We start from the raw sequence: 14,490 nt of genomic DNA, 5'->3' as shown, positions 1-14,490 counted from the left end.
ACGCTGTCGGCATGTGGCTCGTGCAGCATGTCGACGGCGCCGTCCTGGCCGTCGGTCCGGACGGGTGGCCGATCGAGGCCGACCCGGACACGCCCGATCTCGACACTGTGCCGGGATGGCGCCCGGTCGCCGAGGGCGTACGGCACATCGGTGACACCGTCGACGAACCGGCCGTCGGCATCGTGGCGGAGATGCTGTGCGGGAGGCTGATCACCATGCCGCGGCGGCGTCGACGCGAACAAGCGGCGCTGTTCGATTGCTCAGCGTGCTGGCACGTCTGGCTCGGCGTCTACTGATCGCTCCGCCCGGTCAGCCGTGATCCATGCGATACAGCCCGCGCTTGTGGATGTAGCGCACGACGCCGTCGGGAACGAGGTACCACACCGGTTCGCCGCCGGCGACCCGTGCACGCAGCGCGGTGGACGAGATCGCCATCGCCGTGACTTCCACCAGGCTCGCCTTGCCGGGCGGCAGGTGGTCGTCGTCGAGGCGGTATCCGGGCCTGGTCACGCCGATGAAGTGCGCGTTGGCGAACACCTCGTCGGCGGCACGCCACGTGAGTATCTGCTGGAGCGCGTCGGCGCCGGTGATGAAGAACAGGTCGTCGTCGGGATACTGCACACGCAGGTCGCGCAGGGTGTCGACGGTGTAGGTCTGGCCGCCGCGGTCGATGTCCACCCTGCTGACGGAGAACACCGGGTTCGACGCGGTGGCGATGACGGTCATGAGGTAGCGATCCTCGGCCGGCGTGACCACCCGGTCGGCCTTCTGCCACGGCTGACCGGTCGGGACGAAGATGACCTCGTCGAGTTCGAATCTGGCCTGTACCTCGCTGGCGGCAACGAGGTGGCCATGGTGCACGGGATCGAAGGTTCCGCCCATGACCCCGATGCGTCGCGACGACATGGCCACCCACCCTATACCGCGTCCACTGCGGCGCTGACGTGCGCCGGTGATCCGTGTGGTGCGGGCCGGCCCTCCCCTGCCGGGTCGGCCCGCACCACACGGGGGCGGCGTGGTGATCTGGGGGACGCACCACGCCCGCGACCGGGTCCCCGTTCCGATCACCGATGAGACTCGGCCGCCCGAGCCCCATGACGCCGGTTTCACGTGTCGTGGATCACATTCCTGCACGAGGGGTCCGTTCGCAACAGGAAACCGCCCCGCGGCGCGGACAACGTCGGCCACGAGGTGTAGAGCTGGACCGGTGACTACCGAGGAACACGGCTCCGGCGAGAGCCTCCGCGACCGGGCCGCCACACTGCTCCACGCGCTGGCGGGCGAGCATGCGCGGCTGCGCGACGACCAGTGGACCGCGATCGAGGCGCTCGTCGCCGAACACCGGCGCGCGCTCGTGGTGCAGCGCACGGGCTGGGGCAAGTCGGCCGTGTACTTCCTCGCGACCGCGCTGCTGCGGCAGCAGGGCTCCGGTCCGACGGTGATCATCTCGCCCCTGCTCGCGCTGATGCGGAACCAGATCGCGGCCGCCTCACGCGCGGGGATCCGAGCAGCCACGATGAACTCGGCCAACCAGCAGGAGTGGGACGAGGTGCAGACCGGCGTCGACGCCGGCGAGATCGACGTACTGCTGGTCAGTCCCGAACGGCTCAACAACCCGGACTTCCGCGACGCCGTGTTGCCGAAGCTGGCGGCATCCGCGGGCCTGCTCGTGGTGGACGAGGCCCACTGCATCTCGGACTGGGGACACGACTTCCGCCCCGACTATCGCAGGCTCCGCACGCTTCTCGCCGAGCTGCCAGGCGGTGTTCCGGTCCTGGCCACGACCGCGACGGCCAACGACCGGGTCGTCACCGACGTCGCCGAGCAGCTCGGCATCGGCAGGCAGTCCGACACGCTCGTACTGCGGGGCCCGTTGGACCGCGAGAGCCTGCGCCTGGCCGTGGTCGACACGCCGACGGAAACGGCGCGACTGGCCTGGCTCGCCGAACACCTGGCGGACCTGCCCGGTTCCGGCATCGTCTACACCCTCACCGTCGCCGCCGCGCACGACACCGCCGCCCTGCTCGCCCAGCGCGGCTACGAGGTGGCCGCCTACACCGGCAAGACCGACCCCGCCGACCGCCAGGCCATCGAGGACGACCTACTCGCGAGCAAGGTCAAGGCCGTCGTCGCCACCTCCGCGCTCGGCATGGGGTTCGACAAGCCCGACCTGGGTTTCGTCGTCCACCTCGGCGCACCGTCGTCGCCGATCGCCTACTACCAGCAGGTCGGCCGCGCGGGCCGCGGCGTGCAGCGCGCCGAGGTGGTGCTCCTGCCCGGCGCGGGTGACAAGGCGATCTGGGACTACTTCGGGTCACTGGCGTTCCCCGACGAACACCGCGTCAACCAGGTACTCGACGCCCTCGCCCACGCCGACCGTCCCCTGTCGACGGCGGCGCTGGAACCGAGGGTGGAGCTGTCCCGTTCGCGCCTGGAGATGGTGCTGAAGGTGCTCGACGTCGACGGCGCGGTTCGGCGGGTGAAGGGCGGCTGGGTCGGCACCGGTGTGCCGTGGAGCTACGACGCCGAGCGTTACGAGCGGGTGCGCGTCGCCCGCGAGGCCGAACAGCAGGCCATGGTCGACTACGCGGCGACCGGCGACTGCCGGATGGAGTTCCTGCGCAGTCAACTCGACGACCCCCACGCCGGGCCCTGCGGGCGGTGCGACAACTGCACCGGCGAGCGCTGGCCGTCCCGGATCGCCGACGAGATCGTCGGACGGACCGCCGAGACACTGGCCAAACCCGGTGTCGAAGTCGCACCACGGAAACAGTGGCCGACGGGGCTGGCAGCGCTCGACGTGCCGCTGTCGGGCCGCATCGGCGCGGACGAGCAGGCCGGGCCCGGACGGGTCGTCGGCAGACTCACCGACGTCGCGTGGGGTGGGCGACTGCGTGACCTGCTCGGCCCGGAGGCACCGGACGGGCCCGTGCCGGACGAACTGGTCCAGGCCTGCATCGCCGTGCTGGCGTCATGGGACTGGCGGGAGCGGCCCGCCGGCATCGTGGCGATGGCTTCGCAGCGGCGGCCTCGGCTCACGGCCGATCTGGCGGGCCGACTGGCCTCGATCGGCAGACTTCCGCTGGTCGGCACACTCGACGTCGACGGACCGCCACCACGCCGCGCCAACAGTGCGGTCCGGCTCGCGGACCTGTGGCAGCGGCTCCGGGTGCCGGTGGAGCTCCACGCGGCGCTGAGCGAACTGGACGGCCCGGTATTGCTCGTCGACGACCTCGTCGACACCGGCTGGACGATGACCGCCGGCGCCCGCCTGCTCCGTCGGGCAGGGGCGGCCGAGGTCCTGCCACTCGCGCTGGCGTCGACGAGCTGACCGGCATGTCCGGTACGGCCGTGTGCAGTTCGGTCATGACGTGCGGTCGCACCGGTCCCGTCGCGCGGTTCCCGGGCCGTCCGGCATCGATCGCGCGTCCGGCGGCTTCCCCCGTCGTGATCACTGTGGCACGGTGCGTTCTGTTGCTGCGGCGCGGTCGCCACCGCAGCGGCGCACGCCACGCCGAGGTGGAGGGCCGACATGGTCGAATCGCACGTGTCCGCATCCCGCACCACGCCCCACCGCCTGCCGGTGCGCAGATTGGTCGCGGCCAGCGCGGGCAACGCATTGGAATGGTTCGACTGGACCATCTACGCCACGTTCAGTATTTACTTCGCCAGCGCGTTCTTCCCCGGCGACCTCGCCACGATCAACACGTTCGCGACGTACGCCCTTGCCTTCTTCTTCCGCCCGCTCGGCGGGATGCTGATCGGCAGGCTCGCCGACGTGCGCGGACGCAAGCCGGCGATGATCTTCACGATCGTGCTCATGGCAGGCGGGTCGATCATGATCGGCGTCCTGCCGACGTTCGAACAGGTCGGCTGGCTCGCACCGATCCTGTTGCTGCTGGCCCGCATCGCGCAGGGGCTGTCACTCGGCGGCGAGGTCTCGAACGCCTCGGCCTACCTCGGCGAGATCGCGCCACCCGCCCGCCGCGGCCGCTACTCCTCGTTCTTCTACATCTCCACGGGATCGGCGGTCCTGCTCGCGTCTCTGCTCGGGTTCGCACTCGCGCGCGGCCTGTCCGAGGCCCAGCTCTACGACTGGGGCTGGCGACTGCCGTTCCTGCTGGGCGGCGTGCTCGGGTTGGTGGCACTGTGGCTGCGCCGCACCCTCGCGGAGACCGAGCAGTTCGAGGAGAACAAGGCGACCGCCCGCCGGGTACACCGTCCACTGCTGACGACGTTGAGCAAGCATCCGAAGGCCGTCGGCCACCTCGTCGGTTTCACGATGCTGTCGACACTCTGCTACTACACCTTCTTCAGCGCTCTCACGCCGTTCGCGGTCAACTCGCGGGGCGCCGACGACGTCGACGTGTTCCTCGCCCTGTCGATCGCGACAGCCCTGTTCGTCGCATTGCAGTACCCGATGGGTGCGCTCGCCGACCGGCTCGGCCGCAAACCACAGCTACTGGTCTGGTCCGCGGCGATGGCCGTGCTCATCGTGCCACTCTCGACGCTCGTCGGCCCGGGATTCGGCGGACTGCTCGTGGTGTTCTGCATCGGGCTCGCGCTCTACACGGCGATGACGTCGATAGCACCGGCCGTGATGAGCGAGCTGTTCCCGACGTCGGTGCGCGCCCTCGGCATCGGCGCCTGGTACAACCTCACGGTCGCGCTGTTCGGTGGCACCGCGCCGCTCGTCATCACGGCACTGTCCGACGCGGGGGCCGGAGTGGCGTTCTTCTGGTACGTCGCGGTCGCCTCGGCGGTGGCGTTCCTCGTCATCCTCCGCCTGCCCGAGACCCGCGGCTGCGAACTGCGCTGACGTCAGGCGGGCGGGCCAGTCAGTGCCGTCCGATCGGCACCAGGTCGTCGGCGTGCACGACCTCGCGCCGATGCTCGTCGGGCAGCTCGTGGGTCGAACGGCCGATCATCTCGGGCAGTTCGGTGACGTCGTAGGCCACCACTCCCCTGGCGACCACCTGCTGGGCCGGGTCGACGAGGTCGACGACGTCGCCGGCGCGGAAATCCCCGTCCACCCCGACGATGCCGGCCGCGAGCAGCGACCGGCGTCTGCCGACGACCGCGGCGACCGCTCCGTCGTCGAGTTGCAGCCTGCCCTCGGTGCCCGCCGCGTAGCCGAGCCAGAACCTGCGCGCCGACAACCGCTTGCCCGCAGCGTGGAAGGCCGTGCCGACGTCCGCGCCGGTCAGCGCGCGCCGAGCGTCCGCCGCAGCGGCGACCAGCACCGGAATCCCGCTGGAGGCTGCCATTCTCGCCGCGGCGACCTTCGACATCATGCCGCCGGTTCCGAGACCGGAACTGGACATCCCGACCTTCAGGCCGTTCAGATCGGATTCGCCGGTCACCTCGGCGATCTTCCGCGTTCCGCCCGCCCGCGGATCGCCGTCGTAGAGCGCGTCCACATCGGATAACAAGACGAGGCCGTCTGCCTGAACGAGATGGGCGACGAGCGCGGCGAGCCGGTCGTTGTCGCCGAACCGGATCTCCTCCGTGGCAACCGTGTCGTTCTCGTTGACCACCGGTACGGCATCGAGCGCGAGCAGCCGCACCAGCGTCCGCTCCGCGTTGCGGTAGTGCGCCCGGCGCACCACGTCGTTGGACGTCAGCAGGACCTGGCCGACGGTGAGGTCGTACCGGCCGAACGACGCCGCGTAGGCATGCGCGAGGGTCAACTGGCCGACACTCGCCGCGGCCTGCTGCGTTGCCAGGTCTCGTGGCCGCGTGTCCAGCGACAACGGTGCCAGTCCGGCTCCGATGGCACCGGAGGAGACGAGCACGACCTGACCGTCACGCCCGACCCTGCCGGCGACGGCGTCGACGAGCGCGTCGAGCCGTGCGACGTCGAGACCGTCATCGGCGGTCGTCAGTGACGACGACCCCACCTTGACGACGACCCGGCTTCCGCCTGCGATCGCCGCACGTGCCTCACTCACCGGCGCCCTCACTCACCACAGCTCTCCGTTCCCTCGCCGACCTCGCCCCATCCGGCTCCGTTCCCCGCCGAACTCCGTCACCGGTCGTCGTCGCCGACGTCGATGTCCGTCTCGACGTCGCCGGTGTCGGTGGCGTCGACATCTGCGTCGGACATCCGGCGGGCCCGGCGCGCCTGCTTCCGGTCCGCCGCCGACACGCGATCGCCGCGGTCCAGTCGCGGATCCGTGCCCCGCCCCGCCAATTGCGTCACGACACTCGGCGTCGACGGCTCCCACTCGAACGTGTAGTCGGCGATCGTCACCGGACAACCCGGCTCGGCACCCATGCGGGCGAGCTCCTCCTCGACGCCGAGCCGGTTGAGCCGATCGCCGAGGTAGCCCACGGCCTCGTCATTGGCGAAGTTGGTCTGCCTGATCCACCGCTCCGGCTTCGGCCCGCGCACGATGAACCCGCCGGGCTCGTCGGGGTCCGCCTCGATCGTGAACCCGCTGTCGTCCACCGCGGGCGGTGCGAGCACGATCTTCGTCGGCTCCGCCGCGGGCCGCTCGGCGCGCGTCCGCTCCACGATCTCCCCCAGCGCGAAGCTCAACTCCCGCAGCCCGTGACGCGACACGGTCGACACCTCGAACACGCGCAGCCCACGCTGTTCCAGGTCCGGTCGCACGAACTCGGCGAGTTCCGCCGCCTCGGGCACGTCGACCTTGTTGAGCACCACCAGCCGCGGCCGGTCCTCGAGACTCTCCCCCAGCGCCGGGGTGTACCGCGCGAGCTCTTCCTCCAGCGCATCGATGTCCGAGACCGGGTCACGGCCTGCCTCGTAGGTCGCACAGTCGATCACGTGCACGAACACCGCGCAGCGTTCGATGTGACGCAGAAAGTCGAGGCCCAGCCCCTTGCCTCCGCTGGCGCCGGGGATGAGCCCGGGCACATCGGCCATGGTGAACACGGTGTCACCCGCGGTGACGACACCCAGATTCGGCACGAGCGTGGTGAACGGGTAATCGGCGATCTTCGGCTTGGCCGCCGACAACACGGAGATCAACGACGACTTGCCGGCCGAGGGGAAACCCAGCAACCCGACGTCGGCCATCGACCGCAGCTCGAGCACGAGGTCACGCGACTCGCCCTCCTCGCCCAGCAGCGCGAATCCCGGCGCTTTACGGGCCCGGGACGCCAACGCGGCGTTGCCGAGGCCGCCGCGGCCGCCTTTCGCCGCCACGAACGTCGTCCCGGCGCCCACCAGATCGGCCAGCACCTCGCCGTCCTCGGTCAGCACAACCGTGCCCTCCGGCACGCGCAGTTCGAGTGTCTCACCCGCGGCACCGTTGCGGTGGCTGCCCTGCCCCTGCCTGCCGTTACCCGCCCGGGCATGCGGCCGGTAATGGAAGTCCAGCAGCGTGTGCACGCCCGGATCGACCACGAGAAGCACATCGCCGCCCGTACCGCCGTTACCACCGTCGGGACCGCCCAGCGGCTTGAACTTCTCCCGGTGCACGGAAGCACAGCCGTTCCCACCCGAGCCGGCGGCCAGATGGATCACCGCCCGGTCGACGAATCGGGTTGTCATGGCTCTGCCTTTCGAGGTACGGGGCGTTTTCGGACTACGGACGTGTGCGGTTGTGACGGGGCGCTTCGAGCCGTGTTCAGTGTGCACGCGGCCGAGATGCAATGCCTCGACGTGAGAACTCGCAGGTATGTGAGCTCTCGCTGTGCGTGCCGTCCGGTGTGCAGACTCTCCGGTGTGCAGACCGGCCAAGGCCAGGTGCACCACGAAAAACGAGGGGCGGGACCGGAAATGTTCCGGCCCCGCCCCTCGTCGGAGTCACTGGTGGTGCTGGTGGGGCCGCTCAGCCCTCGACCGGAACCACGTTGATCATCTTGCGGCCACGCTTCGTGCCGAACTCGACCGAGCCGGGGGCGAGGGCGAACAGCGTGTCGTCACCGCCGCGGCCGACGTTGTCGCCGGGGTGGAACTTGGTACCGCGCTGCCGGATCAGGATCTCGCCGGACTTCACAACCTGACCACCGAACCGCTTCACACCGAGGTACTGCGGATTGGAATCGCGGCCGTTCTTGGAGTTGGAAGCGCCCTTCTTAGTTGACATCTGAGCTCAGTCTCCTCTGGGAAAAGGCAACAGCCTTACTTGCTGATTCCGGTGACCTCAATGCGAGTCAGCTTCTGACGGTGACCCTGCCGCTTGTGGTAGCCGGTCTTGTTCTTGAACTTGTGGATCCGGATCTTCGGACCCTTGGTCTGCTCGACGACCTTGCCGGTGACCGAGACCTTCGCCAGCGCGTCGGCGTCCGTCGTGACCTTGCCGCCGTCGACGTGAAGCACGGCGGGGAAGGTGTGCTCGGTGCCCGGCTCGCCCTCGAGCTTCTCGACCTGGACGACGTCACCAACGGCGACCTTGTACTGCTTGCCGCCGGTCTGGACGACTGCATACGCCGACACGGAAGTCTCCTGCATTGCTCGACTGTGGGTGGGGGCTCACGCGACGGGAACCGCCCGCGGCGATCCGGCCATCGCGTGTAGCGGCCCGCTCCAACAGCAGGCCACTGTCCAGCTTACGTGGCGCCCGGTACCGCGAGGACACCGGGGTCACGATCAGCTGCTCTCGTCATCGACGGGCGGCCCCGCGGGCCGACCCGCCGCCCGGCGCGGACGCCGGGTACTGCTCCGCACCGCGGAGACGGTCGCGACCGAGGTCGCGTCCTGGTCCGCCGTGCCCGGAACGCTCTCCTCGGAGGTCCCGTTGCTCTGGGTCCCGGAATCCGCCGGGGACGACGTCGCTGACGCCGAGGAAGCCATCGTACCGGTCATCACCGTCTGCACCTCGACGCCACTGCCCGAGGTGCCGGCCGCCGGCCCGGTGGGCCTGCCCGCGGCGCGCCGCGCCGAACGACGGCCGCGCCGTGCCGCACCGCCGCCGGTGTCCCCGGCTGCGGACGTCTCGGGCGTCGCCGTCCCAGCTGCGACCGCATCGGACGTACCAGCGTCGGACGTCCCGGCACCGCCGGCCGGGGCGGCCGCCGCGGCGTCCCCGAGCGGCGCGTTCTCGGTCGACGCGCCGTCGGGCTTCGTCGCGGACGTGCCGGGCACCTCCGCAGCCGCATCGGCGGGTGTCTCCGGAACCGACCCGGCGTGCGCGGGGCCGTCCGGCTGTGCTGGGCCGTCCGGCTGCGCTGGGCCACCTGACTGCGCTGGGCCGTCTGGCTGCGCTGGGGCCGCCGGAGTTCCGGCAGCCGCGTCCGCAGCCACCGCACCTTCCGAGACCGCACCTTCCGAGACCGCGCTTTCCGAAGCCGCGGAGTCCGCGGCCGGCGCCGCCGAACTCTCCGGCGCCGACTCGGCCACCTGGTCCTTCGCCGGACCCCGCTCGCGGCGGCTCTTGCGGTCACGGCTGCGCTTTCCGGGTTTACCGGACGTCACCTGACCGGCGGATTCCGTCGTGTCGGACGAGTCGGCCGCGGCCTGCTGCCCCTCGGCGGCACCCGCCTCGGCCCCGTCGGCGCCCGCAGCGTCCTCGTGCTTGGCCACCTTCGACGCGTTCGCGACGGCCTGGACGGCCGAGACGACGGATTCGCGCTGCTCGGGTGTCCGCCCCTGCTCGGCCTGCTTCGGCTTCTCGGCCTGGTCCGACTGGTCGCCGCCCTTGCCCCGGCCGCGCTTGCGGCCGCCACCGTTGCCGCCGCCGTTGCCGTGCTGGTGACCGCCGGTGTTCGGCTCGGACGTGACGAGCACACCGCGACCCTTGCAGTGTTCACACGTCGACGAGTACGCCTCGAGCAGGCCGGTACCGACCCGCTTGCGCGTCATCTGCACCAGACCCAGCGACGTCACCTCGGCGACCTGATGCCGCGTGCGGTCACGGCCGAGGCACTCGGTGAGCCTGCGCAGCACCAGGTCGCGGTTCGATTCCAGCACCATGTCGATGAAGTCGATGACGATGATGCCGCCGATATCGCGGAGCCGGAGCTGGCGGACGATCTCCTCGGCCGACTCGAGGTTGTTCCGCGTGACGGTCTCTTCGAGGTTTCCGCCCGAGCCGGTGAACTTACCGGTGTTGACGTCGATGACGGTCATCGCTTCGGTGCGGTCGATCACCAGGTATCCGCCCGACGGCAGCCAGACCTTGCGGTCGAGCGCCTTGGTGATCTGTTCGTCGATGCGGTAGTCGGCGAACACGTTGCCGTTGCCCACGTAGCGCTTGACGCGGTCCATGAGGTCGGGCGCCACGTGCTCGACGTACGAGCTGATCGTCTCCCACGCCGTCTGACCCTGCACCTCGAGCTTGACGAAGTCCTCGGTGAACTGGTCCCGCACGACCTTGACCAGCAGGTCCGGCTCCTCGTACAGCAGCGTGGGCGCGCCGGACTTCTTGCCCGACGACGAGGAGGCCGACTCCGACTTCTCCTTGATGACCTCCCACTGCGCCTGCAGCCTGCGGACGTCGCGGTCCAGCTCCTCCTCGCTCGTTCCTTCGGAGGCGGTGCGGATGATGACGCCCGCGTCCTCCGGAACGATGCGCTTGAGGATGTCCTTGAGCCTGCGGCGTTCGTTCTCGGGAAGCTTGCGCGAGATGCCCGTCGCGCCACCCGAGGGCACGTACACCAGGAACCGGCCGGGCAGGGAGATCTGCGTGGTCAGCCGTGCACCCTTGTGGCCGACCGGATCCTTCGTGACCTGCACCAGCACCTGGTCGCCGCTGGAGAGCGCCTGTTCGATCTTGCGGGCCTTGCCTTCGAGGCCGGCCGCGTCCCAGTCGACCTCACCGGCGTACAACACGGCGTTGCGGCCGCGGCCGATGTCGATGAACGCCGCCTCCATGGACGGCAGCACGTTCTGCACCCGGCCCAGGTAGACGTTGCCCACGATCGAGCCGCTGCCCTGCGAGGTGACGAAGTGCTCGACAAGGACACCGTCCTCGAGCACGCCGATCTGCGTCGACTCACCGTGCTCGCGGACGACCATCGTGCGCTCGACCGATTCGCGCCGGGCGAGGAACTCCGACTCGGACAGGATCGGGGCGCGGCGGCGACCCGCCTCCCGGCCGTCGCGGCGGCGCTGCCGTTTCGCCTCGAGCCGCGTCGACCCGCGCACGCTGCGCACACCGTCGCCGCCCTTGTCACCCTTGTCGTTCTTGTCGTTCTTGTCGTTCTTGTCGCCGCCCTTGTCCTGCTTGCCGTCGCGGACGTGCACCACCGTGTTCGGCGGATCGTCCTGCGACTGGCCGTCGGCGTCATCGCCGCCGCCACCCTTACGGCGACGGCGGCGACGACGGCGCTTGCTGCCCGACTCGGACTGACCGGACTCGCCGTCGGTGTCGTCCCCGTCAGCGCCGTCGGCCTGCTCCTCGGAGCCCGCGACCTGGTCGTTCGACGACGACTCGCCCACCGGGGCGTCCCCGTCCGCCGTGTCGTCCTGGCCGGCGGCCTCGCCCGCAGCATCGCCCTGCTGCTCGTCGCCGCCGTTCTCGTCGCCGCCCTTGCCGCGTCCGCGGCCACGACGCCCGCGGCGGCGACGACGGCGTCCGCCGTCACCGGACTGGTCGTCACCCGTGTCGTCCGCCGTGTCGTCCGCGGACGAGGAGTCGCTCGTGTCGTGCTCGGCTGCCGTGTCGGCCTCGGCCGCGCTCTCGTCCTGCGCAGCCGTGGCACCTTCTGCCTCCGCGTCCTCGGCCGCGCCGCCTGCCCCGGTGGTGGCCACCGTCGGCTCCGGGGGCAGGAAGACCGGTGACGGCGCCGCGAACAGCGGCGTGTGCGCAGCGGCGGCCGGGCCTGCCTCGCCGGCGGTACCCGTCGAATCGGGCTCCAAGGACCTCGTAGCCGTGGACTCGGCGTTCTTCGCGGCGGCGTCTTCCTCGGGTGCCGCGTCTTCCTGCGGTGCCGTGCCCTCCTGCGGTGCGGTGCCCTCCTGCGGTGCGATGCCTTCCTGCGGTGCGGCGTCCGCGCCCGCGGCGGACTCGCCCGCCACCGCGGTCCCGGGAGCTGCCGTCGCCGACGGCCCCGGGGTCTCCGTCGCCGTCTCCGGTGCCGGTTCCTGCTCCGCGCCACCGGAGGCCGTGTCGGCCTCCGCGGAGAGCACGCCTGCGGTCTCGGCGACCTGCAACGCGACGTCGCGGTGCACGCTGGACTGCGGGCTGCGCGCGGTCTCACCGAGGTCGGCGAGCATCCCGAGTACTTCCCTACTGCTCGAGCCGAGCAGTTTCGCCAGCGCATGGACGCGCACCCGGTTGGGCAGCTCTGCCAGTGCACGTGCGGTGGGTGTGGCGGCGGCCCCGCCGGTGTTCTCGGCGGGTGTGTCCGCGTTCGACATATGTCTCCTCCGCCCCCGGGCGCGCCTGCGTCCGTCCGGCCGAGGCGTCTCACCTCGCTGCCGGCACCGGACCACAGGACGCGGCCGCACAGGGGCCGTTCCTTGTTTACCGCCGTGGTGGGCTCACCACCGGCGGGAATCCTGTTGTCACTCGTGCCACATGAGCGCCGGATCTTCCGACATGCCCGATGTGGCGGGTCCCGCGGCGACGCGGCCGCCCTGTTCGCGACCTCTCGGTGCCTCCCGAGCCGTCGACGTCGACACAGCGTTCCGGCGTCCGACCCCGGTGTCCACGTCGTCCCAGCCGCCAGGCACATGGCGCGTGCCCGCGGCGACGACTGAATCCGGAATCGGCACGTCACCGGGCCACCGTCCCTGCGTGCGCCGTACTGATCCGGCGACGACGGCTCGATGGCCGCGTCCAGTATCCCACACACCGCGGCGGGCACCGCGCAGCGCGGCCTCCACGACGCCTCCGCTCCCGGTCACCCGGGTGGTGCGAGATGCTTGGCGTTCGCACAGACCCGTGGCTACGGTGCGTCATGGGGTAGTCGCGGATCACCGATGTCGACGCGGCCGCCCCGCCGACATCGACGGAGGTCCAGTGCTCGGCCGGAAGAGCCTGCCGCTCGCGTGCGCCGCACTCGCCGTCGCCGCGCAACTGACGGCCACGACACCGGCACACGCCGCGCACGGTGAGACCTGTCACACCGAATCCCGGGCGTGGCGGTACGTCGTCGTGTTCGCCCCGGGGACCTCGGATACCGAGGCCCGCGACGCCGTCGATGCCGCCTGCGGCGCCCTGAACGGCTATTTTCCCGAGATCGCGGTCGCCGTCGCCACGTCGAGCGACCCCGGCTTCGACAGCGCGATGGGACAGGACCGGGCGTTCAGTGCGCAGCGCGCCCGCCATCGGCGTGCCCAGGGCTCCACCACCGCGTCGACCGACCGGCGGGCCGCACGGCAGGAGACTGCGGCGACGGCCGCCGACGGCGACACGGGCGACGGCGACACGGGCCACGGCAACCGCCGGGCCGCCGACCGGACCGCCGAACAGTGGAACCTGCGGATGACCGACGCTGCCGGTGTCGGCGCCGACCGCACCCACCCCGACCGGACCCACTCGGCGCAGGCCGACCTCGCCGACGTCACCGTGGGTGTCCTCGACTCGGGCATCGACGCGACGCACCCGGACCTGGCCGGGGCCGTCGACCCCGCCGCCTCGGCAGGCTGCGTGCGCGGCGTCCCCGACCGGCACCGATCGGCGTGGTCGGCACGGCGATCGGCACACGGCACCCACGTCGCGGGCCTCGTCGGTGCCGCCGACGACGGGCGCGGCATCACCGGCACCGCGCCCGGGGCGCGGCTCGCCTCCCTGCGCGTCGTCGACGACGAGGGGTACGTCACCCCGGAGGCCGCCGTGTGCGGGTACGTGTGGGCGGCTCGCCAGGGCATGGCGGTCGCCAACAGCAGCGTCACCGTCGCCCCGTCGGGCGTGTCGTGCGCAGCGGGCCCCGGCCGACGGGTCGTGCACGAAGCCGTGGCGCGGGCGGTCGAGTTCGCCGAGCGCTCGGGAACCCTCACCGTCGCGGCAGCCACCAACGACGGTTTCGAGCTGGGACCCCTCCCCCGCAGCGGCCTGCACCGCGACGAGGCCGCACGTACCGACGACCTCACGCGCAGCTGCGTGGCCGTGCCCGCCGGACTCCGGAACGCGGTCACGGTCGCCGCCGTCGACCATCGCGGCGCCAAGACCGCCTACAGCTCGTACGGACGGGACGTGATCGATCTCGCCGCGCCCGGCGGCACGGCGGGCCACTGCGTGCTGTCGACCGTGCCCGGTGGTTACGACCGGATGTGCGGCACGTCGATGGCCGCACCACACGTCGCCGGTGCGGCCGCCGTCCTGGCCGCCACCGGTTCCGGCAGACAGTCCCCGGCTGAGCTGCGGCGGGTGCTCCAGCGGCAGGCCCTGCCGGTCGCCTGTCCCGACGCCGCGCGTGAGGACGGTGCCTGCACGGGGCCACGCGGAGACAACGCGTTCCACGGCAGCGGCATCGTCAACGCCGGTGCGGCCCACGCGACCCACGCCGTGCACCGGTTGCTGGCGCGGCTCGGCGAGCAGCACTGACGGGGCACCGGCCTGCCCCGCCCGGTGGCCCGCACGACCGGAAACAAGCTGAACGGCGTTCAGGTGAACAGTGCTCAGGTTAGGGTGG

At 71.2% G+C, this 14,490-nt stretch carries 10 protein-coding genes; 4 read left to right on the top strand and 6 right to left on the bottom strand.

Annotation, left to right across the window (positions count from 1 at the left end; all coding sequences use genetic code 11):
• The first annotated feature begins 11 nt into the window (after positions 1-11).
• Positions 12-296 carry an HC3 family zinc finger protein gene (locus tag LY12_RS03555; protein WP_253853213.1) on the top strand — a complete coding sequence of 95 codons (285 nt, stop codon included), beginning with the start codon at positions 12-14 and terminating at the stop codon, positions 294-296.
• A 13-nt stretch (positions 297-309) separates the two neighbouring features.
• On the opposite strand, the gene nadD is transcribed toward LY12_RS03555, so the two are convergent.
• Positions 310-906 (bottom strand): nicotinate-nucleotide adenylyltransferase, encoded by a 597-nt coding sequence (gene nadD / locus LY12_RS03550; RefSeq protein ID WP_253853212.1) that lies wholly within the window; start codon positions 904-906, stop codon positions 310-312.
• Positions 907-1,207: 301 nt separating this feature from the next.
• On the opposite strand from nadD, the gene LY12_RS03545 reads away from it, so the two are divergent.
• Entirely contained in the window at positions 1,208-3,331 is a 2,124-nt protein-coding gene (locus LY12_RS03545) for a RecQ family ATP-dependent DNA helicase (RefSeq protein ID WP_253853211.1), read from the top strand.
• A 201-nt stretch (positions 3,332-3,532) separates the two neighbouring features.
• Positions 3,533-4,819, top strand: a complete 1,287-nt coding sequence (locus LY12_RS03540) for an MFS transporter (protein ID WP_253853210.1) — start codon at positions 3,533-3,535, stop codon at positions 4,817-4,819.
• A gap of 19 nt (positions 4,820-4,838) precedes the next feature.
• Here the strand turns inward: LY12_RS03540 and proB are convergent, their stop codons facing one another.
• The 5 genes from proB to LY12_RS03515 all read right to left on the bottom strand — a co-directional run bounded on the left by proB (position 4,839) and on the right by LY12_RS03515 (position 12,271).
• Positions 4,839-5,951, bottom strand: a complete 1,113-nt coding sequence (gene proB / locus LY12_RS03535) for a glutamate 5-kinase (protein WP_253853209.1) — start codon at positions 5,949-5,951, stop codon at positions 4,839-4,841.
• A 77-nt stretch (positions 5,952-6,028) separates the two neighbouring features.
• On the bottom strand, positions 6,029-7,519 hold the full coding sequence (gene obgE / locus LY12_RS03530) for a GTPase ObgE (RefSeq protein ID WP_253853208.1): 1,491 nt from the start codon (positions 7,517-7,519) through the stop codon (positions 6,029-6,031).
• A gap of 280 nt (positions 7,520-7,799) precedes the next feature.
• Positions 7,800-8,057: a 50S ribosomal protein L27 gene (rpmA, locus tag LY12_RS03525; RefSeq protein WP_253853207.1), complete on the bottom strand. Its 258-nt coding sequence runs from the start codon at positions 8,055-8,057 to the stop codon at positions 7,800-7,802.
• Positions 8,058-8,092: 35 nt separating this feature from the next.
• Positions 8,093-8,407 (bottom strand): 50S ribosomal protein L21, encoded by a 315-nt coding sequence (gene rplU, locus LY12_RS03520; RefSeq protein ID WP_253854864.1) that lies wholly within the window; start codon positions 8,405-8,407, stop codon positions 8,093-8,095.
• A 153-nt stretch (positions 8,408-8,560) separates the two neighbouring features.
• The gene (locus LY12_RS03515; RefSeq protein WP_253853206.1) at positions 8,561-12,271 is read right to left on the bottom strand and encodes an Rne/Rng family ribonuclease; all 3,711 of its coding nucleotides are present in this window, start codon (positions 12,269-12,271) and stop codon (positions 8,561-8,563) included.
• 604 nt (positions 12,272-12,875) lie between these two features.
• On the opposite strand from LY12_RS03515, the gene LY12_RS03510 reads away from it, so the two are divergent.
• Positions 12,876-14,402, top strand: coding sequence for a S8 family peptidase (locus tag LY12_RS03510; RefSeq protein ID WP_253853205.1), 1,527 nt, complete (start codon positions 12,876-12,878; stop codon positions 14,400-14,402).
• The last annotated feature ends 88 nt before the right edge of the window (positions 14,403-14,490 follow it).

Source organism: Prauserella alba (assembly GCF_024171735.1).
Taxonomy (GTDB): Bacteria; Actinomycetota; Actinomycetes; order Mycobacteriales; family Pseudonocardiaceae; genus Prauserella; species Prauserella alba.
The sequence above is the reverse complement of the archived record's forward strand: the minus strand, read 5'-3'. Positions and strand labels throughout refer to the sequence as shown.

Coding starts and splice junctions, on each gene's coding strand:
- LY12_RS03555 (WP_253853213.1), top strand. CDS start 12: ATGTGGCTCGTGCAGCATGTCGACGGCGCCGTCCTGGCCGTCGGTCCG.
- nadD (WP_253853212.1), bottom strand. CDS start 906: ATGTCGTCGCGACGCATCGGGGTCATGGGCGGAACCTTCGATCCCGTG.
- LY12_RS03540 (WP_253853210.1), top strand. CDS start 3,533: ATGGTCGAATCGCACGTGTCCGCATCCCGCACCACGCCCCACCGCCTG.
- obgE (WP_253853208.1), bottom strand. CDS start 7,519: ATGACAACCCGATTCGTCGACCGGGCGGTGATCCATCTGGCCGCCGGC.
- rpmA (WP_253853207.1), bottom strand. CDS start 8,057: ATGTCAACTAAGAAGGGCGCTTCCAACTCCAAGAACGGCCGCGATTCC.
- LY12_RS03515 (WP_253853206.1), bottom strand. CDS start 12,271: ATGTCGAACGCGGACACACCCGCCGAGAACACCGGCGGGGCCGCCGCC.